Below are 20,711 nucleotides of genomic sequence, written 5' to 3' on the forward strand. Positions count from 1 at the left end.
TTCCCTCCGAACAGCACGAAGGCCCGGCAGACCATCAGTCTGCCGGGCCTTCGTCATCCCGTACGCCTGAAGCGTGCGGTGCCCTTCCCCCAAAGGAAGCGCGCGAATGTTAACGCGCGAGTGTGGTGTTCAGATTACGTACCTCGTCGAAACGAGCGGCGGCGTCCTCCCAATTGACGACGTTCCACCATGCCTTGACGTAATCAGGACGGACGTTCAGGTAATCGAGATAGTAGGCATGCTCCCAGAGATCGAGCAGTACCAGCGGGAATACGGTGACCGGCAGATTGCCCTGGTGATCGTACATCTGCAGGGTAACCAGCTTCTCACCCAGTGAATCCCAGGCGAGCACGGCCCATCCCGAACCCTGGATGCCTGCGCACATGGATGCGAAATAGGTCTTGAAGCCTTCGAAGGAACCGAACTGGTCATCGATGGCGGCCCTGAGCTCACCCTCCGGCTCCTGGCCGTTGGAAGGTGCGAGGTTCTTCCAGAAAATCGTGTGGTTCTTGTGTCCTGCGAGGTTGAAGGCAAGATTCTTCTCATACAGATTGGAATTCTCGACCTTGCCTGACTCCGCCGCATCATGGATCTGCTCCAACGCCTTGTTGGCACCTGTGACATAGGTCTGATGATGCTTGTCATGGTGGAGTTCCATGATCTTACCCGAGATGAACGGCTCCAGCGCCGAGTAATCATAAGGAAGTTCTGGCAAAGTATATTCGGGCATTTCGCGCCTCCTGATCGTCTTGCGGGTAGTTTCCCGCCTATCTGAATCTATGCTGTCTTGTTGCTGCTCTTCCTGAGCCGGACCGTTTCGGCTCATACCCCAAGCCTAGTAGCGTTGCGGGGCCTGGGCGCCAAAATTGCGCTGAAAGAATGAGTGACCTAAGCCACAATTCGCTCAACGGCTGATGACGACCGGGCCCCGCGACGCTACTCGGATCAGGCGTGGTGCTTGGGTGTCGCGGCCTTCTTCTTGGCTGCGGGACGCCTGCGCAGAGGCGCGAGTTGGAACACCTCATCGGAACGCTGGGCGACCTCGGGGCTGTGCGTGACGATGATGACGCATTTGTTGTGGTCATGGGCGAGATTGCGGAAGATGTCCATGATGTCGTTCTGCGTGCTCAGATCGAGATTGCCGGTCGGTTCGTCGGCGACGATGACCTCGGGATCGTAGCTCAACGCCCGTGCGATGGCCACACGCTGCTGCTCGCCACCTGAAAGATGCAGGATGCGCTCATTCGCGTATTCCGCAGGAAGGTGCACCTCGCTGAGCAGTTCCTCGGCGATCTTCTTCTTGGGGGCGTCGAAGGTCTTGCCCGAGGCGTCCATCGAGAGCACGATGTTCTCGCTGACGGTGAGCGCCGGGAGCAGATTGAAGCTCTGGAAGATCACGCCGATATCGTGGCTGCGGAAATCGTAGCGATTCTGCTTGGCCAGATCCTTCCCCTGATACAGCACCTGTCCGTCCGTGGGGGAGGCGAGTCCTGAGATCAGGGAGAGCAGCGTCGTCTTTCCTGCGCCCGACGGTCCTGTGATGGCGTAGACGGCACCGCTGCGGAATGCGTAGCTGATGTCGTGAAGCACCTTCTTGCCGCCTTTGGTGTAGGCGTATGAGACCTGCTTCAATTCCAGGGTCACGGGCTGCTGCGGTGCCGCATCCTTGCCCTGTGCCTCTTCTTGTGTGTTCGCGGTATCTGTGGTTACCGAACTCATGTTCCTATCCTTGCTGTGCTGATGAGTGTGCTGTGCTGATGAGTGTGCTGTGCTGATGAGTGTGCTGCAGTGCCGGATGAATCAGGCCGATGCCCGACGATTCACCGGGATCGCGATGGCTATGAGCGATCGGCGAGGATCTGCAGCGGTTCGTATCTCATGACGAATATCACCCCGACCAGTGCCGAAAGCAGTGTCAAGCCGAGTCCTATCAGTATGAGTTGCCCGACCATCGAGAGGCTGACCGTCGAATTGACCGAAGAGACGTAATCAACAGCCTGGGCGCCGAACTGCCCTCCGCCGTTACCTTGGGTCGGGGCAGCCGCCTGGGTCCCTGAGCCCGTTCCTGAGCCTGAGCTGCTGGAACTTGAGCTTGAACCGCTTGAGGTGCCCGGACCTGCCGCACCTCGTCCGAACTGCGCCTGCTGGCTGCTCGTCTCGCTTTCCTGCTGCGCGACCTGGCTGGCAAGAAGCTGATTCGATACGGGCACCGAGGTGGCTGCGCCGGCGACGGCTCCTATACCGAGTCCGATCATCGTGACGATCAGCAGCTCGATCGCGAACTGCGCCGCCACCTTCGATTTCTTCACACCCATGGCGGTGAGCACACCGACCTCGTATTTACGTTCCCTGACGTTGAAGAGGCTGAGCACGATCAGAACGACGGCTCCCACACCGAGGACTATCAGCAGCAGTGTGAGTGCGAACTGGGAGAGGTTGTTCAGAGGGATCAGGCTGGATTCGTACTCCTCGACGTCGGCCGAGGAAACGGTGTAGTCGCTGCTCAGACCGGCCTTCTTGGCCTGTGTCTTGAAGCTCTTGAATGAGCTCTCGTCGTTGAACACATAGGTGTAGCTGATCTGTGCCGCCGCGCTCGATGTGCTGTTGCCCGACGAATCCGTTGTGGTCACCTTGCTTGAGGCGTCAAGTCCGAGCGCCTTGAGTGTGGAAACCGAGGTGTAGATCGCGTTGGCCGCATCATTCGCGGTGGAACCGCCGCCGGGGCCACCCGTGGAGGTGCTTGACTCGGTGGTGTTCTTGTAGATGCCGACGACCTTGAGGCTGTAGGTCTTGCTGGAATCGGTGGCGCTCGCGACCGTGATGGTGCTGCCGACCTTGAGGTTGTTGAAGTCGGCAAGCGACTTGGAGATGATGACCTGCTTGTCGGAGGATGTGGTGTAGTCGAACACCTCGCCGGAGGTCATGGTGAAGCTGCCGTTCGAAGCGTTCTTGACGGCTTCATCGGAAGAGAAGCCGACGAGCTGGAAGTCCCCGGAGCTTGTGGTGCTCTCCATACCGCCACCCATGCCGCCCCCTGGCTGCTGGGCATTCGAGTCGGAGGAGCCTGAGCTTGAACTGGAGCTTGAGCTTGAACTGGATGTGGTTGAGACCGGCTGGAAGGAGTCCGTTTCGGCCAGCGAGGTGGTTTCGGTGTAGTACGACGAGGAGACTGAGCTCAGCTTCGCGTATTTCTGATAGTCGCTCAGCGAGAGTTCCTTGTCGCTGAGGGCCTCGCGTATTGCGCTGAAGTCGGGTTGGCTGCCGCTGCTCGACGAGCTGCTGGTGCTGGAAGCATTGATCAGCTTGCTTCTGTCGACGCTTATCTGCCCTGTAACGCTCGTGTTTTCAAGGCCCGTTTCTCTAGCCGTATTCGCCGACTGTCGTATGGAAAGACCAATTGTGGCGGCTGCTGCGATGATCGCCACGATGATGGCGATGAGTATGTTGCGCCCTTTGTTGCGTATAACACTTTTCCAAGCATTCTTGAACACGAACATTGCAATCCTTAATCGTTTGTGTGAAGTGGACGGGTCAACATGCCTGAGGTACATCGCCCCGTAATGCACATACAAGCGCACGGATGTGGCAGAGTACTGAGTCGGCTCTGCGTTTTTTCTGCGGTATTTCTGTGAATGCGCTGTGAACAGAGCGGTGGCGTGCATGACGGAGGGCATGCCGGGGCACGGCGAATGGCATGGCGGCGGACACCGATGTGTTGCGTCCCGCCCGCCCGGCAGCGCTGCGTGGGCCTGTCTGCCTATAGAGTTGAGGCATGCCCATTCATTCAGGAATCATTGACAACCCCAAGGCCGACCGCATCCGCAAGGTCAGCGACCTCTCCTCCCGTAAACGCCGCGAGGAGTACGGTCGCTTCTGCATCGAAGGTCCCCAGGCCGTAAGGGAGGCCATCGCCTACAGGCCCGAGATCATCGGCGATCTGTTCGTGGAGGTGCGCGCGGGAGGACAGGCACAGGGGGAACAGGCACAGGGGGAGCAGGCGCAGACGGAACAGGCGCGCCCCCTTTCGACGGTTGTGGAAAGGCTTGAGGCGGATTCCCAGGCATACGACATCTATGTGCACCATGTGACCTCGCGGGTCATGCAACGCATCAGCACCGACAGCCAGGGCATTGTCGCCGTCGCCGATCTGGCGGCCATGAGGGTCGATGCCGAGGATGTGCCTCTCGCCGAAGGTGCGACGGTCGCGGCGTTCTGGCAGATCAGGGATCCCGGCAATGCGGGGACCGTGATCAGGGCTGCGGATGCCGCAGGCTGCGACGCCGTGGTGTTCGTCGACGATTGCGTCGATGTCCTGAATCCTAAAGTGGTGCGTTCAAGCGTCGGCTCCCTGTTCCATATTCCCGTGCTCACCATGAGCACCAGGGAATTCATGCAATGGACGAAGAGCATCCATGCGAAGGTGGTCGCCGCCGATGTCTATGGACTGGAAGGGCGTCCGGCCATGCCCCTGCCCGAATACATCCAGCAGGGCGAGCTCGATGGCGTGCAGCCCCACGCCTTCCTCTTCGGCAACGAGGCCCGCGGTCTTCCCGAATCGATACTCAAACAGGTCGACCGTAGCGTGTGCATACCGATGTATGGCAAGGCCGAATCGCTGAATCTCGCCACCAGTGCTGCGATATTATTGCACACTGTGGCTATGTCGAGTCATATTGAAAGAATTTGAAGTCGGTAAACGCTGGAAAAAGGCTGTTTCGGAGCTCTCCGGGGACAGATGAAGGAAGGTCCAAGTTGGCAAATGATGTGACATTCGACGCCGAAGCTGTATCTGCGGAAGTCGCGATCGGCATCAGTAAAATTCAGGAGGCCTCGGATCTGCAGGAGCTCAAATCCTTGAGGTCGCAGTATGCAGGTTCGGATTCCGCGATGACGCAGGCGAGCAAGGCCATCGGATCCCTTCCCAAGGACCAGAAGAAGGAAGCCGGCAAGGTGATGGGTGGGCTGCGTGCCGACTTCGGTCGCGCCCTGTCCCTGAAGGAGCATGAGCTGAGTGAGGCCGCCGAGGCGCAGGCTTTGGCGGAGGAGACGGTGGATATGACGCTGCCCGTCAACCGCCGCCCCTTGGGCGCCCGTCATCCTTTGGCGAAGCTGCTTGAGGATGTCGAGGATTTCTTCGTCTCGATGGGTTGGCAGATCGCCCAGGGGCCCGAAGTGGAAGCCGAATGGTATGACTTCGACGCGTTGAACTTCGGCCCGGACCATCCTGCCAGGCAGATGCAGGACACCTTCTACGTCAAGGGCAACCAGGCCAAGGATGCGGCCGGCTTCGTGGGATCCAACATGGTGATGCGCACGCACACCTCTCCGGTCCAGGCGAGGTCGCTGCTGCAGCGCGGCGTTCCGCTGTATGTGGCATGCCCGGGACGCGTGTTCCGAACCGATGAGCTTGATGCCACGCATACACCCGTGTTCCATCAGTGCGAGGCCATAGCGGTCGATAAGCATCTGACGATGGCTGATCTCAAGGGCGTGCTCGACAAACTCGCGGTCGCCATGTTCGGCGAAGGCGCGAAAACACGTCTGCGTCCTTCGTACTTCCCATTCACCGAGCCGAGTGCGGAAATGGATCTCTGGTTCCCCGACAAGAAGGGTGGACCCGGTTGGATCGAATGGGGCGGCTGCGGGATGGTGAATCCCAATGTGCTCAGATCGGCGGGGATCGATCCGGACCTATACTCCGGTTTCGCCTTTGGGGTCGGCATGGAACGTACGCTGCTGCTTCGTCATGACATCAACGACATGCATGACTTGGTCGAGGGCGATGTGCGGTTCAGCGAACAGTTTGTGATGGGGGAGTGATTAGACCATGCCTATGGTTGATATTGATTGGCTGTCGGACCACGTCAAGCTTGCGGAGGATCTGAGCTACGAGCAGCTTGCCGCCGATCTGGTGCGAGTCGGACTCGAAGAGGAGATGATCCACCGTTCCTCGGTGACCGGGCCGATCGTCGTCGGATACGTCGTGGATGCGACACCCGAACCGCAGAAGAACGGCAAGACCATCAACTGGTGCCATGTGGATGTCGGCGATGCATTCAACGACAAGGACAAGCAGGGCAATCCGGTGCCGCGCGGCATCGTGTGCGGCGCCCCGAATATGGCGGCTGGCGAAAAGGTCGTGGTGACGCTTCCCGGAGCCGTGCTGCCCGGTGATTTCCGCATCGAACCGCGTAAGACCTATGGCCATGTCTCCGATGGCATGTGCGCGTCCGAACGCGAACTGGGCATAGGGGACAGCCATGACGGCATCATCCTGCTGCGCGAGCATGGTTTCAGCGAGGACGAGTACGAGGCCCTGAAGCCCGGTGATGACGCCATCGCCCTGCTGCACCTGAACAATCCGATTCTGGAGATCAACATCACCCCGGATCGCGGATACGCCTTCTCGTACCGTGGCATCGCCCGTGAATACCACAATTCCACCGGCGCCGCTTTCACCGATCCGGTGAAGCAGCTGAACCGGGTGGTTCCTGACATCGCCGCTGCCGAAGTGGATCCCTCGTACCAGCCTGATGTGGAGGTTGAGATCGAGGACGACAATCCGATCCATGATGTCGTCGGCTGTGACCGTTACTACGCCAGGGCCATCCATCATGTCGACACCGAGGCTCGCACGCCGAATGTGGTACGCAGACGGCTGATCCGTGCCGGTATGCGTCCGATCTCATTGCCGGTGGATGTGACCAACTATGTGATGCTCGACCTCGGGCAGCCGCTGCACGCCTATGATCTGGATAAAATCGCACCTCCGATCGTGGTGCGCCGCGCCCATGAGGGCGAGGAGCTGCTTACGCTCGACGGGCGCAAGCATGAACTGAGCCCCGAGGACCTGCTCATCACGGATTCGCCGAATGGCGAGCGTTCCTCAAGGATTCTCGGCCTGGCCGGCGTTATGGGCGGCATGTACGGCGAGGTCACCGCGGAGACCAAGAACATACTCATCGAGGCCGCACACTTCGACCCGATCTCCATCGCCCGTTCCGCACGCAGGCACAAGATCCCTTCGGAGGCCTCGCGCAGGTTCGAACGTGGCGTGGACACGAAGCTTCAGCCCGCCGCGGTACAGGAGGCTGTGGAGATGCTCACCCGCTACGGTTCGGGTGAGGCCTCGCATGAGCCCAAGGATCTTGACAACACGGTCAAGCCCAGGGACATCCACTTCAAGGCCAGTGAGGTCAAGCGCCTTGCGGGTCTTGACTGCGAGCTCAACCGGATCTCCGAGATACTCGCGGACATCGGTTGCAGGCTCGGTGGTGGCGGCAACGGTGAGTTCACCGTCGCACCGCCAACGTGGAGGCCCGATCTTACTCAGGCCTGCGATTTGGTCGAGGAGGTCGCGCGACTGGTCGGCTATGACAACATACCGGTGGTCGTGCCTTCGGCCCCTGTTCTGGGCACCAGTGGTTTGGATGCCACGCAGCGCAGGCAGCGCTGGGTGGCGAATACCCTGGCGGAATACGGTCTGGTGGAGACCCTCAGCTATCCCTTCGTGGGTGATGAGGACTTCAAGGCCTTCGGAGTCGATGCGGAGCGGATCAAACATTCAAGCGTCGAGTTGGAGAACCCGCTGGCGGGGGACAGGCCCTATCTGCGCAGATCGCTGCTGATGACGCTCGCCCTGACCGTGCAGCGCAACATCAGAAGAGGCTTGCAGAACGTCGGCATCTATGAGGTCGGACGCGTGTTCCTGTGGGATGAGCAGGCGCCTGCGATACCCGCCCTCCCCGGTGGTGTGCGTCCTTCGGACGATGAGCTGGCCGCACTGGATGCCGGTTTGCCCGAGCAGCCGACCCATGTCGCCGGAATCCTGACCGGTGATGCCGAGGACGCGGGTTGGCTCTCCGAGAAGCGCCCCGTCGATTGGAGCGATGCGGTCGAGGTCCTGCACCGAATATCAGACCGTTTGGGTGCGCAGTTGCGTCTCAATCAGGCCGATCCCGACGAGATCGGGCCCTCCTGGCATCCGGGAAGAAGCGCGCAGATCCTGCTTTCTGACGGCAGTGTTGTGGGCACGGTCGGTGAATTCCATCCCAAGGTGAATGCCGCTCTTGGGCTTCCCGCACACAGTGCGGCCTTTGAGCTTGATTTCACGGCGGTGTCCTCCTCGTTGGAGGATGCGCCCGTGCAGGCCAAGCCCATATCCGCATTTCCCCCGGTCCATCAGGATCTGGCGTTTACGGTTCCCCGCTCGGTGACGGCGCAGCAGCTGCAGGATGTGATAGCTCAGGCCGCCGGTGACGACTTGGAATCGATCCGTCTCTTCGATGTGTTCACCGGAGCGCAGCTCGGCGAGGACGTGAAGTCCCTGGCCTTCGCCGTCACATTCCGCTCACCAGTGAAAACCCTTGGTGCGGAGGACAGCGAGCATCTGCGTGGTGTAATTGTGGAACAAGCGGCACAATTGGGAGCACAACTCAGAGCCTGAAAGCCCGCAACGGAGGAGGCAACTACGAACAGCAACGAGAACAACGAGGGTAATGGACGTATCCCGGGCGAAGATCCGCGTCGGGACGCGTCGCCCTCGGATGCCGGGGCCGTTCGCAATGCCCCCGATCCCCAACGGGCCTCCGACCCGGCACGTCCGGAGTATGGCCAGCGCGTATCGCCGCAGTATGGTGCGATGAAGAGCCAGTACCCCGGTTGGAATCCCTATGTGTATGGTGAGCCCGAAGTGGAGAGTCCGAAGACGGATCAGCCACAGGGCGCTCCGACCGCCGCAACGGCATTCAACCGGGGGCAGGCCGGTGCACGGCCCGCGAACGGTCAGGGCATGCAGGGACGGCAGGGCCAACCGCAGATAACCGGCGGCAAGGGTCAGCCGCGCATGCTCAACGGCGTGAACCTTGACGACCCCAATCAGAACCCGGTGTATGGCCGCTGGGACCCCTACGCCATCGTCGCCTTCATCATGACCTTCCTGACGCTTCCGGTGCTGCCCGCCATTCTCGGTGGCATCGCGATCTACCGCACGACGGTCTTCCATATGAAGGGCCGTGGTCTTGCCATCGCCGCAGTGGTCATCGCGGTCATCGAGCTCATCATGATGGTGGTTATGGTGATGATGGGCATAACGACGAATGATCTGCTTTCCATGATGGCGAGCTGGGCCACATCCACTGGCACGGGTTCTTCGATCTCGGCCTGAACCCGACTTGGCCTTGCGTGCGCCGAGGCGTGCGCTGCACAGTGTCGCTGAGCTGCGCAATACGAAGCCCGCGACACGCTTATGCATAATTATGCACAATCATGCATAAAGAGTATGCTCAATGATGTCTTGATATGTCGGACATCGATTTGGAGCATGACCATGACGCAATTCTCAGTTGCCGTTGCCGGTGCAACAGGCTACGCGGGCGGTGAGGCGCTCAGGATTCTTGCTGCCCACCCTGACTTCACAGTGACCTGTGTGACCGGTCATTCCTCGATAGGCGACAGACTCGCGAAGCATATGCCGCATATCCCGCAGCTTGGTGATCTCATCGTCGAGGACACCACACCCGAGGTGCTCAACGGGCATGATGTCATCATCCTGGCTTTGCCGCATGGTGCTTCAGGCGCCCTGGCGAGCCAACTCGATCCCGATGCGGTCGTTGTGGACCTGGGGGCCGACCATCGTTTGGAGCAGCAGCAGGCCTGGGACGAATACTACGGCGGCCGCTTCTATCAGCACTGGACCTATGGCATGCCCGAACTCATCGTCGGGAAGGACGCCGAGGGCGCATATGTGCGGCAGCGTGAATCCCTCGTCGGCGCGAAGAGAATAGCGGGCCCCGGCTGCAATGTGACCGCAGTCACCCTGGCCATGCAACCCGCCTTGGTCGCGGGACTCGTCGATGCGCAGGAGATCGTCGCCAATCTGGTCGTGGGATATTCCGGAGCCGGGAAAAGCCTGAAGCGGACGAATCTTCTCGCCGCGGAGGCCCTGGGATCCGCTACACCCTATGGGGTCGGCGGAACGCATCGCCATATTCCCGAGATCCTGCAGAATCTTGGCCATGCCTCCCATGCGGGCGGTAAGGACGAGAACATCCTGCTGTCCTTCACGCCGATCCTCGCCCCGATGTCGAGGGGCATCCTCGCCAGCGTCTCGGCACCGCTGAACGACAAGGCGATGGATATGGACGAGGACGGGATCCGGGAGATCTGGAAACAGGCCTATGCAGGGCAGGATTTCATCCAGGTGCTGCCCTCGGGAGTGCTTCCTGCGACCGCCAATGTGATCGGCTCCAACGCCGCCCACCTCCAGGTCGCCATCGACCGCAAGGCCCGACGACTCCTGGCCTTCGCGGCCATCGACAATCTCAACCGAGGTACGGCAGGACAGGCCGTGCAGTCCTTGAACATCGCGATGAACATACCTGAAATGAACGGGTTGACAATGATAGGAGTAGCGCCATGAGCGTCACATATGCACAGGGATTCGCCGCAGCCGGGGTACCGGCCGGAATCTCATCGATCGCAGGGAAGAAAGACCTGGCCGTGGTCACCAACCAGGGTCCTCTTGATGTGGCGGCCGGCGTGTTCACTTCGAACCGCTTCTGCGCGGCACCTGTCCAGTGGTCACGCGGAGCGGTGGCGGATGGTCATCTGAAGGCCGTGGTGGTCAATTCGGGTGGGGCCAATGCCTGCACCGGCCAGGCGGGATACGATCAGTCCGCCCGGACCGCGGCCGCGATGGCCTCGAAACTCGGTGTGGATGCCGAGCAGGTCGCCGTCGCCTCGACCGGTCTCATCGGGGAGTTGCTTCCCCTGGACAACGTCCTGCAGGGCGTCGATCACGCCTTCGGACAGCTCGCCGAGAGCGAGGAGGCCGGAAGCGATGCCTCACACGCGATCATGACCACCGACACCAATCCCAAAACCGTCACACTCGACGGATCGGGATACCACATGGGCGGCATGGTCAAGGGCTCAGGAATGATCGCCCCGCAGCTGGCCACGATGATCTGCGTCATCACCACCGACGCGGTCATCAGCAGCGAACAGGCGCAGCAGTCCCTGCGTGAGGCCACCGGCACGAGCTTCGATCGCATTGATGTGGATGGCTGCATGTCGACCAACGACACCGTGCTGCTTCTGGCATCCGGTGCCTCGGGTGTTGAGGCCGATGCCAAGGAGTTCACATCCCTGCTCAGCCAGGCATGCGCTTCGCTGGCCCGCCAGATCGTGGGCGATGGGGAAGGCTCCTCCCATGATGTGAATGTGACCGTCGAGGGTGCCATCTCGGAAGAGGCGGCCTTGACCTGCGCCCGTGCGATCGCGGGATCCAATCTGCTCAAATGCGCCATCGCGGGCAACGATCCCAACTGGGGCAGGGTCGTGTCCTCCCTCGGCACGGTTCCCGAGTCCGTGGCCCCGTACGACCCGAATGAGGTGACCGTCGATATCAACGGTGTGAGGGTGTGCGACGGCGGCAAGCCGGGCGAGTCACGCTCACTGGTCACAATGGAGGAACGGGAGGTCACCATTACGGTGAACCTGCATGCGGGGAGTGCGCAGGGGACCATATGGACGGATGATCTCACCGTGGATTACGTGCATATCAATTCGGACTACGAATCCTGATCGCAACCGTACAATCATTCGGTAAGTCGAGACAATCGGAAATAGGTGAATGCAATGACTCCAGTAAAGGGACCGGGTTTCCACTTCGATGTGCACACCGATCTTCGCGCTGACCAGAAGGCGGAGGTGCTGATCGAGGCGCTTCCTTGGCTTGAGGAATTCTCGGGACAGCGTGTGGTCATCAAGTACGGTGGCAACGCGATGGTCGACGACCACCTCAAGCGATGCTTCGCAGAAGATATGGTGTTCTTGCGCCAGGTGGGGCTTCACCCCGTTGTGGTGCATGGGGGAGGACCGCAGATATCAAGCATGCTGAAGGCCCTCGGCATCAAATCCGAGTTCCGTGGCGGATTGCGTGTGACCACACCCGAGGCGATGGATGTGGTGCGTATGGTGCTCACCGGCAAGGTCTCCCGTGAACTCGTCGGACTGATCAATGCGCACGGGCCCTATGCCGTCGGGCTTTCCGGCGAGGACGGGGCATTGTTCTCCGCCATGCAGCGCAAACCGATCATCGACGGCAAGGCCACGGATATCGGTCTGGTCGGCGACGTGGTCAGCGTTGACGCCTCCGCGGTGGAGGACATCATCAATGCGGGCAGGATCCCCGTGGTGTCCTCGGTGGCACCGAATGAGGATGACGCCACCCAGGTGCTGAACGTCAACGCCGATTCGGCGGCGGCCGCGCTCGCCGCCGCGCTCGGTGCCCGCAAATTCCTGATACTGACCGATGTTGATGGGCTGTATGCGGATTGGCCCGACAAGAATTCGCTGATAGGGCGGATCGGCGTGGAGAATCTGCGGGATATGCTGCCCGATCTGGAAACAGGCATGCGCCCCAAGATGGAGGCATGTGTGCGAGCATTGGATGGTGGCGTGGAACAGTCGCACATCATCGATGGCCGCAAGCCGCATTCCTTGCTCAACGAGATCTTTACAACCGCCGGAATCGGCACGATGGTGGTGCCCGAGGATGGCATCGAAATGAGGAGTTCGTATGAAATCGCTTGAAGAGGTCGGGTCTGAGGGGAATCACTGGCTCGGCGAATACCAGGATGTGCACATGCACGTCTTCGGAAAGCCGCTGCGCGTTCTCGATCATGGCAAGGGCGCCCATGTCTGGGATGTCGACGGCAATGAATACCTGGACTTCCTGGGTGGCATAGCGGTCAATTCACTCGGCTATGCGCATCCGAAATGGGTTGCGGCGGTGGCCGAGCAGGCCGGGAAGATGGCCCATATCAGCAACTACTTCGCCAGCGAGGCGCAGATCTCCCTTGCGCGGATGCTGATCGACAAGGCCGGCGCGCCGGAGGGCTCCCATGTCTATTTCGGCAACTCGGGTGCCGAAGGCAACGAGGCCGCGCTGAAACTGGCCAAACTCTACGGACGTACCCTGCCGGGGGCCACGCCCCATCTCGGCGGCAAGGATGCCCGCATCATCGCATTGACGCATGGTTTCCACGGCAGGACCCTGGGTGCCCTGAGCGCCACATGGAAGCCTGCGATCAGGGAACCCTTCGCACCCTTGGTGCCGAATATCGAATTCGCCGAGTCGGGGGACATCGAAGCCATGCGCGAGGCCTTCCGCAGGACGGGCCAAGGCAAATACGGCAAGGGCCCGGTCGCCGCGGTGATCATGGAGCTGATCCAGGGCGAGGCCGGGGTCAGGGCAATGAATCCGGAATACGTTCAGGGCGTGCGCGCACTGTGCGATGAGTACGGGGCCTTGCTGATCTTCGATGAGGTGCAGACCGGCATCGGACGCACCGGCGCATGGTTCGCTTTCCAGCGCGAGGATCTGAGCGGTGGCGTGATCCCCGATGCGGTGACCTTCGCCAAAGGCGTGGCCGGAGGCTTCCCGATGGGTGGTCTGATCGCATTCGGAGAGTCGCTCAGCGCACTGTTCACACCGGGTTCGCACGGCTCCACCTTCGCGGGCAATCCTTTGGCTGCGGCCGCGGGTGTGGCCACACTGACCGCGATCGAGGACGAGCACCTGATTGATAACGCCGAGGAGAGGGGTGCGCAGCTGCGCGATGCCCTCTCGAATAGCGGCAACCCGCTGTTCGTGTCCGCACGGGGCCGCGGTCTGCTCGATGCCGTCGAGCTCTCGCATCCCTGCGCGCACGCCGCCGTGGATTGGGCCCTGGAACGAGGCCTGATCGTGAACGCGGTCGCGCCGGACGCACTCAGATTCGCCCCGCCGCTGGTGGTCAGCTCGCAGGACATCGAAACAGGCGTCGGCATCCTGTCCGGGATGCCTGATGATTTGAAGGATGACTAGACACAGCTCGACATGTCTCCTCGGGTGCAGGCCCGGGACAGTCGGGATGAAACACGTGGAAGTTGAGAAGAACAATAAGGAGAAGAGATGACCGGTCAACTCAGGCACATGCTCAGGGATGATGACGTCTCGCATGACGAACAGCTTGAAATATTGGAGCTGGGCATGCGTTTCCGCGAGAACCGTCTGTTCTCGCGCCCCTTCGAAGGGCCGCAGGCCGTTGCCGTGCTCTTCGACAAGCCCAGCACCAGAACGCGTTCGAGTTTTTCGATCGGTGTGGCCGAACTCGGCGGGTACCCCCTGATCATCGACAAGGGCGGCTCCCAGCTCGGACGCGGCGAACCCGTTGCGGACACCGCCAGGGTGCTGACCCGTATGACCTCGGCGATCGTCTGGAGGACCTTCGGGCAGGAACGCGTCGAGGAGATGGCACGCTACGCCACGGTGCCGGTCGTCAATGCGCTGACCGACCAATTCCACCCCTGCCAGGTGCTGGCCGACTTCCTGACCATCGCCCAGCATCGGGGCGGTGTATCCGAGCTCGCAGGCAAGACGATCGCCTATCTGGGCGACAGCGCCAACAATATGGCGAATTCCTACCTGCTCGCCGGAGCCACCGCAGGCATGCATGTACGCATTGCAGGCCCATACGGCTATCTGCCCGATCCTGCGATCGTCGCGGATGCGGAGGCCATCGCCAAGAGCAACGGTGGTTCCATACTGGTCACCACCGATGCGGAGGAGGCGGTCCGCTCGGCCGATTGCATCTTCACCGACACCTGGGTCTCGATGGGTGAGGAAAGCCAGTACGCCACACGGTCCAAGCCCTTCTGGAAGTATCAGGTCAATGACCACCTGATGGGTCTGGCTGCCAAGGATGCGCTGTTCCAGCACTGCCTGCCGGCGTATCGCGGCAAGGAGGTCACCTCCACGGTGATCGACGGCCCGCAATCGGTCGTCTGGGATGAGGCGGAGAACCGTCTGCACGCGCAGAAGGCGCTGCTGACCTGGCTGATCGCCCAGCAGCGTGAAGACCCCTCGCTGCTGCACGCAGGCGAGTGATCCCACCGGTGGCCGAAGCCACCAGGCACAGGAACGGAATACGGGAATGCAAGGAGGTGCAACGATGAGCGCGGAGGATCAGATGCCGCTGCAACGTCCCACAACGAGGACGGCACGGCAGAGCGCGATTCAGGAAGTGCTGTCACAATACGTGATCACCTCTCAGCAGCAACTGGCGGCGGTGCTGGCATCCCAGCGCATTGAGGTCACACAGGCCACACTGAGCAGGGATCTGGACGAGATGCATGCGATGAAGGTGCGCAATGCGGACGGTGGCATCTCCTACACGGTGCCCGGACTGCAGGACGGTCCGGCGCTCGGCGCCCTTCCGGAAAGCGAGGAAAGCGTGCCGCTGAGGGCGGAGATGAGCAAGGTGGAACAGCATATGTCCCGCGTGCTCTCCGGCCTGGTGACCTCGGTCGCCTCGGCGCAGAACCTGGTGATCGTGCACACCCCCTCAGGGGCGGCGCAGTACGTGGCCAGTGTGCTCGACCGTCAGCCGATCCCCGGCATCCTGGGCACGATTGCGGGCGATGACACGGTTATGGCCATCACCAGCGACAGCGACACCGCCGTGCAGAAGGCCTCCTGGCTGCTGGCGCTCGCCTCGGGCGGGGAATCGCCCCGCAGCAACAGAACTCAACACGAATCCGCACAGGATGACGACCCACTCGACTGAGTCTGCATCTTTTGCAACACTTGAACCATAATGAAGAAAGGGCAGCAATGACCAACAAGAATCGCATCGTTCTGGCGTACTCAGGAGGTCTTGATACCTCAGTCGCCATCCCGTATCTCAAGGATCAGACCGGCAAGGACATCGTCGCCGTTTCCCTTGACGTCGGCCAGGGTGGAGAGCGTCTCGAAACGATCAAGGAGCGCGCTCTGGCCTGCGGTGCCGTCGAATCCTACATTGTGGACGCCCGCGACGAATTCGCCAATGAATACTGCATGCCTGCACTGCAGGCGAACGCCATGTACGAGGGTGTGTATCCCTTGGTCTCGGCCATCTCACGCCCGCTGATCACCAAGCACCTGGTCCGTGCCGCCCACCAGTTCGGGGCGGACACCATCGCCCACGGCTGCACCGGCAAGGGCAACGATCAGGTCCGCTTCGAGGTGTCGATCATGTCCATCGATCCGACGCTCAAGGCCATCAGCCCGATCCGTGACCTTGGTCTGATGCGCGATGTCGAAATCGCCTACGCCAAGGAGCACAAGCTGCCGATCGAGCAGACCGAGAAAAGCCCGTATTCCATCGACCAGAACGTCTGGGGCAGGGCCATCGAAACTGGGTATCTTGAGGATCCGTGGAACGGCCCGACCAAGGACGTCTACTCCTACACCGACGATCCGGCATTCCCGCCGGTCGAGGATGAAGTGGTCATCGAGTTCAGGAAGGGTATTCCCGTCAAGATCGACGGGCATGAGGTCACCCCTCTGCAGGCCATCGAGGAGATGAACCGCCGTGCGGGTGCGCAGGGCATCGGACGCATCGATCTGATCGAAGACCGTCTGGTCGGCATCAAGTCGAGGGAGCTGTATGAAGCACCTGGTGCGATCGCACTGATCACCGCCCACGACGAGCTGGAGAACTGCTGCCTCGAACGCGAACAGCACCGCATCAAGCGCGATATCGACAAGCGCTGGGGCGAGCTGGTCTATGACGCACAGTGGTATTCACCGGCTGTGAAGTCATTGACGGCATTCATCAAGGACACCCAGGAATACGTCTCCGGTGAAGTGCGGATGGTGCTGCATGGAGGCCGCGCGGTGGTCACCGGTCGCCGTTCCGATTCCTCGCTCTACGATTACAGCCTGGCGACCTATGAATCCGGCGATTCCTTCGATCAGAAGGCATCCAACGGCTTCATCGAGATCTACGGCCTGCCGAGCAAGGTGGCCGCGGCGCGCGACGTCCGTTTCGGTAACGCCGTCGAGGTCCCGCAGGGCGAAGTCAAGTAGTTTCCGGTATTCCGGCAGCCACCGGTGTTGGAATGGCTCCCGGTCTCGACCGGGCGCAAGATGGGGTGCTGCCGCCGCCACTGTGCGGCAGCACGATGCAAGCATGATGAGGAGTGATCCATGACCGAGCAATCACAGCATGATGAAGGCAGGCTTGCGCTTTGGGGTGGACGTTTCACCTCGGGACCTTCCGCCGAACTGGCGTTGCTGAGCAAATCGACGCAATTCGATTGGCGTCTGGCGGATGACGACATCGCCGGATCACGCGCCCATGCGCGTGCGCTCGGTCGTGCAGGGCTCCTCAGCGGTGGTGAGCTGGAGGATATGGAGTCCGCGCTTGACGAGTTGCAACGTCAGGTCGATGACGGCAGCTTCCAGCCGCAGGAATCCGATGAGGACGAGGCGACCGCCTTGGAACGCGGCCTGCTGGCCATCGCGGGGGATGAGCTCGGCGGCAAGCTGCGCGCAGGACGTTCCCGCAACGACCAGATCGCGGCGCTTATCCGTATGTGGCTGCGTCGTCATTCCCGGGTGGTGGCTTCGTTGCTGCTCGATCTCGTGTCGGCCCTGATCCAGCAGGCCCAGGCTGCCGGGGATGCGGTGATGCCGGGACGCACCCATATGCAGCATGCCCAGCCCGTTCTGCTCGCGCACCAGTTGATGGCACATGCCTGGCCCTTGTTGCGGGATGTGCAGCGTCTGGTCGATTGGGACAAGCGCGCCGATGCGAGCCCCTATGGTTCGGGGGCCTTGGCGGGGAATACGCTCGGTCTGGATCCCGAGGCGGTCGCGAAGGAATTGGGATTCTCCAAGGTGAGCGATAATTCCATAGACGGCACGGCCGCAAGGGATATCGTTGCGGAGTTCGCCTTCGTGGCGGCGATGGCCGGCGTCGATATCTCGCGGCTCAGCGAGGAGATCATCATCTGGAACACCCAGGAGTTCGCCTTCGTGCGCTTGGATGACGCCTATTCCACAGGCTCATCGATTATGCCGCAGAAGAAGAACCCGGACATCGCCGAGTTGGCCCGTGGCAAGGCCGGTCGCCTGATAGGCGATCTGACTGGTCTGCTCGCCACGCTCAAAGGCCTGCCGACAGCCTATGCGCGTGATCTGCAGGAGGACAAGGAAGCGGTCTTCGACCAGGTCGATACCTTGGAAGTGCTGCTTCCCGCCTTCAGTGGCATGGTGGCGACGATGAGCTTCGATCATGAGCGTCTGGCGGCCGAAGCCCCGACAGGCTTCGCCCTGGCGACGGATATCGCCGAGTGGCTGGTGAAGCAGGGCGTTCCCTTCCGTCATGCGCATGAGCTTTCCGGAGCGTGCGTGAAGCTCGCCGAAGGCCGCGATCAGGAGCTTTGGGATTTACGTGATGACGACTTCGCGGATATCTTCAAGGATTTCCTGCCCGCCGAACAGGCCGCCGATGTGCGCGCGGTGCTTTCGGCACAAGGTTCCGCGGATTCGCGCAATGGCCAGGGCGGCACCGCCCCGGAGCGTGTGAGGGAGCAGATCGCGGCCGCTCAGGAACAGCTCCGTGAACTCGTCTCCTTCGCCGCATCGACAAGCGATGGCAGCGCATACAAGAATTTCCACTGATCGGAGAGTGCCATGACCGATGCCGTACCGCAGGCGAATACGCGCAGTGTTCCGGCCAAGCCGGCATCCATACGCCTGGATGACGAAATCACGCGTGCCGGTCAGCATCGCAGCATGCGCAGGGCCGACCGTGAGGTCTTCGATCCCGCGCAGATACGGGAGATACTGGATGCTTGCGACATCGTCCGTATCGCCTACCAGGACGCCGAGGGCCTGAGTATCGTCCCGGTCAATTTCGGCTACGTCTACGTGCCGCAGCCGTCAGCGGCACCCGCTTCGGACGCCGCTTCGGATTCGGCTTCGGAGCCTGCTTCGGATTCGACGCCGGCGCAGGCGGGTCTGACCCTCTTCATGCATTCGGCCCTGCATGGCCGCAAGATCGACGCGATCCGTGCGGCGGGCAACGCCCTTGATGTCGCCTTCGAAATGGAATGCGACTGCGAGCTGATCGAGGGACGCACGGCCTGCAATTGGAGTGAATCATTCACCTCGATCATCGGCACCGGCAAGGCCAGTGTCGTCGAGGATCCGGCCCGGGCGGGCGAGGGACTCGCCGCTCTGATGGGCAAACAGGCCCATATGCCGAACATCCATTTCACCGAGCGGCAGCTCGCCACGGTCACCGTATGGCAGGTGGAGGCCGACTATTTCACCGCCAAACACCACCCCAAGCCCGCACCGCGCCATCACATGTGATAAGCGCGCAGCAGGCAAGGGTATTGCCGCGATAATCGTACTCATATTCCGGCATCGTGCGCGGCGATCAGAATATCTCCTGACCCGTCAACGCTTCCGGCTTGTCGAAAGTGCTTTCCATCCGCGCATATCGTTGTGACTGGCTGCTGGAGACAATGCCATCCAGCAATTCCAACAGATGCGTGGCGAGGGTTGCAGAGGCGCGATGAGGCCGGTGCTCCTCAATGGCCTTCGCCATCTCGGCAACGCCGATGCCTCTGGAATCCTCCGCGTAGCGGTGGTGGACAGGCAATATCGGGTCCTGATCACCGGCTGTGCCGATGCTGCCGAGGTCGGTGACCCCCTGGGTGAAGATCACATTGCCCCCGAACTGATTCGGGTCAGGCAGTTGCAGAAGGCCTTTGGTGCCCTGTATCGAGATATACGGTCTGTCCGGGAAGGCGCTGTCGCCGTTGAAGGTCACGGAGCCCAACACGCCACTGCGCATCCTGATCGCCGCCGCCATCACGTTCTCGTTTTCAATCGTGTAGCTGTCCTCGTGTGGTGGGGCGGTTTCGAATTGGTATCTGCGCACAGGCCTGTTCGTCTGGCTGAATCCGCACACTTCGGCCGCGGGACCGAGGATGGAGAATAACGCCGTCAAGGCGTAGATGCCATAGTCGTAGCCGATTCCCCCTCCGGGCTGCCGAATGAAAGCCAGGGTTTCGTACAGTAGTTCCAGTCCTCGGTTGAGCATCACGGAGAAGCCCGTCACCTCGCCGATCATGCCGTTCTCGACCGCAGCCACCGCGGTCTGCACCCCGGAACCGAGAAAGGTGTCGGGGGCGGATCCCAGCCTCAGACCTTTCTCCTCGGAGAGGAGCACCAGTTCTTTCGCCTGGGGGTAGTTGTCGGTGAGGGATTTCTCCGTATACACGTGTTTCCCTGATTCCAAGGCTCGTTTGATGATTTGGTAGTGGACCGGCGTTGGTGTCAGATTGACGATGATGTCAATCGTGGGATCGGCGAACATCTCATCCATCGTCATGGCCCTGATGTTGAACTGTTCGGCCTTTGCCCTGACGTGGTCGGCGTTGCGGGCCGTGCATCCCACCACATCCAAATTATGGAAGCGCTTGATCATATTCGAAATGAAGATGTCGCTGATTGATCCAACACCAACCACACCCACTCTGCTACGCGTCATTGCTGTCTCCTGCCTTGTCTGGGGAGGATGCCCGATGTGAAGCGGCTGGCGAGCCATCCGATCCGCAAGAAAGCGACTGATGCTCATCCACGGATGCGTTGAACGGATTCCCGCATCCGCGTGTGATCCCCATCGATCAGTCCGTTGCTGTCTTTTCTGGCAGTCTACCTGCTGATGGTGTGGGTTGAAAGTCGCCGCAGAAGGATGGAAGATGAGCCGTTGGAACGAACTTCCGCCATCGGTGTGGGGCGCTTATCCATCCGGGCGCCATGTGTCTGTGTCTCCTGTCAGACTTAAGTGGCGAAAATGGTGCTTATTGACCATCGTTTG

General features: G+C 61.0%; 17 protein-coding genes. 13 read left to right on the forward strand and 4 right to left on the reverse strand.

Annotated features, from left to right (window positions below; translation table 11 throughout):
- Positions 1–109: 109 nt before the first annotated feature.
- The 3 genes from BPSY_RS06980 to BPSY_RS06990 form a co-directional block, all read right to left on the reverse strand.
- Positions 110–715 (reverse strand): superoxide dismutase, encoded by a 606-nt coding sequence (locus BPSY_RS06980; protein ID WP_274518464.1) that lies wholly within the window; start codon positions 713–715, stop codon positions 110–112.
- 230 nt (positions 716–945) lie between these two features.
- On the reverse strand, positions 946–1,719 hold the full coding sequence (locus BPSY_RS06985) for an ABC transporter ATP-binding protein (protein WP_081884310.1): 774 nt from the start codon (positions 1,717–1,719) through the stop codon (positions 946–948).
- A 119-nt stretch (positions 1,720–1,838) separates the two neighbouring features.
- A complete protein-coding gene (locus tag BPSY_RS06990) occupies positions 1,839–3,497 on the reverse strand; it encodes an ABC transporter permease (RefSeq protein ID WP_033496592.1) in 1,659 nt (552 codons plus the stop codon).
- 275 nt (positions 3,498–3,772) lie between these two features.
- On the opposite strand from BPSY_RS06990, the gene BPSY_RS06995 reads away from it, so the two are divergent.
- The 13 genes from BPSY_RS06995 to BPSY_RS07055 all read left to right on the forward strand — a co-directional run bounded on the left by BPSY_RS06995 (position 3,773) and on the right by BPSY_RS07055 (position 19,195).
- A complete protein-coding gene (locus BPSY_RS06995) occupies positions 3,773–4,687 on the forward strand; it encodes a TrmH family RNA methyltransferase (protein WP_033496590.1) in 915 nt (304 codons plus the stop codon).
- A gap of 77 nt (positions 4,688–4,764) precedes the next feature.
- Positions 4,765–5,820 carry a phenylalanine--tRNA ligase subunit alpha gene (gene pheS / locus BPSY_RS07000; RefSeq protein ID WP_193346436.1) on the forward strand — a complete coding sequence of 352 codons (1,056 nt, stop codon included), beginning with the start codon at positions 4,765–4,767 and terminating at the stop codon, positions 5,818–5,820.
- Between the two features lie 7 nt (positions 5,821–5,827).
- Positions 5,828–8,446 carry a phenylalanine--tRNA ligase subunit beta gene (pheT, locus tag BPSY_RS07005; RefSeq protein ID WP_033496587.1) on the forward strand — a complete coding sequence of 873 codons (2,619 nt, stop codon included), beginning with the start codon at positions 5,828–5,830 and terminating at the stop codon, positions 8,444–8,446.
- A 195-nt stretch (positions 8,447–8,641) separates the two neighbouring features.
- A complete protein-coding gene (locus BPSY_RS07010; protein WP_051921788.1) occupies positions 8,642–9,166 on the forward strand; it encodes a hypothetical protein in 525 nt (174 codons plus the stop codon).
- 162 nt (positions 9,167–9,328) lie between these two features.
- A complete protein-coding gene (argC, locus tag BPSY_RS07015; protein WP_033496728.1) occupies positions 9,329–10,420 on the forward strand; it encodes an N-acetyl-gamma-glutamyl-phosphate reductase in 1,092 nt (363 codons plus the stop codon).
- Positions 10,417–11,586 (forward strand): bifunctional glutamate N-acetyltransferase/amino-acid acetyltransferase ArgJ, encoded by a 1,170-nt coding sequence (gene argJ / locus BPSY_RS07020; protein WP_033496585.1) that lies wholly within the window; start codon positions 10,417–10,419, stop codon positions 11,584–11,586. Before argC ends, argJ begins: the two co-directional genes overlap by 4 nt.
- A 54-nt stretch (positions 11,587–11,640) precedes the next feature.
- Positions 11,641–12,597, forward strand: a complete 957-nt coding sequence (gene argB, locus BPSY_RS07025; RefSeq protein ID WP_033496583.1) for an acetylglutamate kinase — start codon at positions 11,641–11,643, stop codon at positions 12,595–12,597.
- Complete coding sequence (locus BPSY_RS07030; protein ID WP_033496581.1) at positions 12,584–13,873, forward strand: acetylornithine transaminase; 1,290 nt, start codon at positions 12,584–12,586, stop codon at positions 13,871–13,873. The genes argB and BPSY_RS07030 overlap by 14 nt, the downstream gene beginning before the upstream one ends.
- Positions 13,874–13,960: 87 nt before the next feature.
- Entirely contained in the window at positions 13,961–14,935 is a 975-nt protein-coding gene (argF, locus tag BPSY_RS07035; protein WP_033496579.1) for an ornithine carbamoyltransferase, read from the forward strand.
- 64 nt (positions 14,936–14,999) lie between these two features.
- The gene (locus BPSY_RS07040; RefSeq protein ID WP_051921821.1) at positions 15,000–15,614 is read left to right on the forward strand and encodes an arginine repressor; all 615 of its coding nucleotides are present in this window, start codon (positions 15,000–15,002) and stop codon (positions 15,612–15,614) included.
- Positions 15,615–15,661: 47 nt separating this feature from the next.
- Positions 15,662–16,900 carry an argininosuccinate synthase gene (locus BPSY_RS07045; RefSeq protein WP_033496577.1) on the forward strand — a complete coding sequence of 413 codons (1,239 nt, stop codon included), beginning with the start codon at positions 15,662–15,664 and terminating at the stop codon, positions 16,898–16,900.
- Between the two features lie 120 nt (positions 16,901–17,020).
- The gene (gene argH / locus BPSY_RS07050; protein ID WP_033496575.1) at positions 17,021–18,499 is read left to right on the forward strand and encodes an argininosuccinate lyase; all 1,479 of its coding nucleotides are present in this window, start codon (positions 17,021–17,023) and stop codon (positions 18,497–18,499) included.
- 12 nt (positions 18,500–18,511) lie between these two features.
- Entirely contained in the window at positions 18,512–19,195 is a 684-nt protein-coding gene (locus tag BPSY_RS07055; RefSeq protein ID WP_051921789.1) for a pyridoxamine 5'-phosphate oxidase family protein, read from the forward strand.
- A 67-nt stretch (positions 19,196–19,262) separates the two neighbouring features.
- On the opposite strand, the gene BPSY_RS07060 is transcribed toward BPSY_RS07055, so the two are convergent.
- Entirely contained in the window at positions 19,263–20,381 is a 1,119-nt protein-coding gene (locus tag BPSY_RS07060) for a Gfo/Idh/MocA family protein (RefSeq protein ID WP_051921790.1), read from the reverse strand.
- Positions 20,382–20,711 lie beyond the last annotated feature (330 nt).

This window comes from Bifidobacterium psychraerophilum (genome assembly GCF_000741705.1).
GTDB classification, from domain to species: domain Bacteria; phylum Actinomycetota; class Actinomycetes; order Actinomycetales; family Bifidobacteriaceae; genus Bombiscardovia; species Bombiscardovia psychraerophila.

What these genes read in the sequence shown, in the direction of transcription:
- argH (WP_033496575.1), top strand. Translation starts at nt 17,021, where the DNA reads ATGACCGAGCAATCACAGCATGATGAAGGCAGGCTTGCGCTTTGGGGT.
- argJ (WP_033496585.1), top strand. Translation starts at nt 10,417, where the DNA reads ATGAGCGTCACATATGCACAGGGATTCGCCGCAGCCGGGGTACCGGCC.
- argB (WP_033496583.1), top strand. Translation starts at nt 11,641, where the DNA reads ATGACTCCAGTAAAGGGACCGGGTTTCCACTTCGATGTGCACACCGAT.
- BPSY_RS07030 (WP_033496581.1), top strand. Translation starts at nt 12,584, where the DNA reads ATGAAATCGCTTGAAGAGGTCGGGTCTGAGGGGAATCACTGGCTCGGC.
- BPSY_RS06990 (WP_033496592.1), bottom strand. Translation starts at nt 3,497, where the DNA reads ATGTTCGTGTTCAAGAATGCTTGGAAAAGTGTTATACGCAACAAAGGG.
- BPSY_RS07060 (WP_051921790.1), bottom strand. Translation starts at nt 20,381, where the DNA reads ATGACGCGTAGCAGAGTGGGTGTGGTTGGTGTTGGATCAATCAGCGAC.
- BPSY_RS06995 (WP_033496590.1), top strand. Translation starts at nt 3,773, where the DNA reads ATGCCCATTCATTCAGGAATCATTGACAACCCCAAGGCCGACCGCATC.
- BPSY_RS07045 (WP_033496577.1), top strand. Translation starts at nt 15,662, where the DNA reads ATGACCAACAAGAATCGCATCGTTCTGGCGTACTCAGGAGGTCTTGAT.
- BPSY_RS07010 (WP_051921788.1), top strand. Translation starts at nt 8,642, where the DNA reads ATGAAGAGCCAGTACCCCGGTTGGAATCCCTATGTGTATGGTGAGCCC.
- BPSY_RS07055 (WP_051921789.1), top strand. Translation starts at nt 18,512, where the DNA reads ATGACCGATGCCGTACCGCAGGCGAATACGCGCAGTGTTCCGGCCAAG.
- argF (WP_033496579.1), top strand. Translation starts at nt 13,961, where the DNA reads ATGACCGGTCAACTCAGGCACATGCTCAGGGATGATGACGTCTCGCAT.
- BPSY_RS06985 (WP_081884310.1), bottom strand. Translation starts at nt 1,719, where the DNA reads ATGAGTTCGGTAACCACAGATACCGCGAACACACAAGAAGAGGCACAG.
- BPSY_RS07040 (WP_051921821.1), top strand. Translation starts at nt 15,000, where the DNA reads ATGAGCGCGGAGGATCAGATGCCGCTGCAACGTCCCACAACGAGGACG.
- argC (WP_033496728.1), top strand. Translation starts at nt 9,329, where the DNA reads ATGACGCAATTCTCAGTTGCCGTTGCCGGTGCAACAGGCTACGCGGGC.
- pheT (WP_033496587.1), top strand. Translation starts at nt 5,828, where the DNA reads ATGCCTATGGTTGATATTGATTGGCTGTCGGACCACGTCAAGCTTGCG.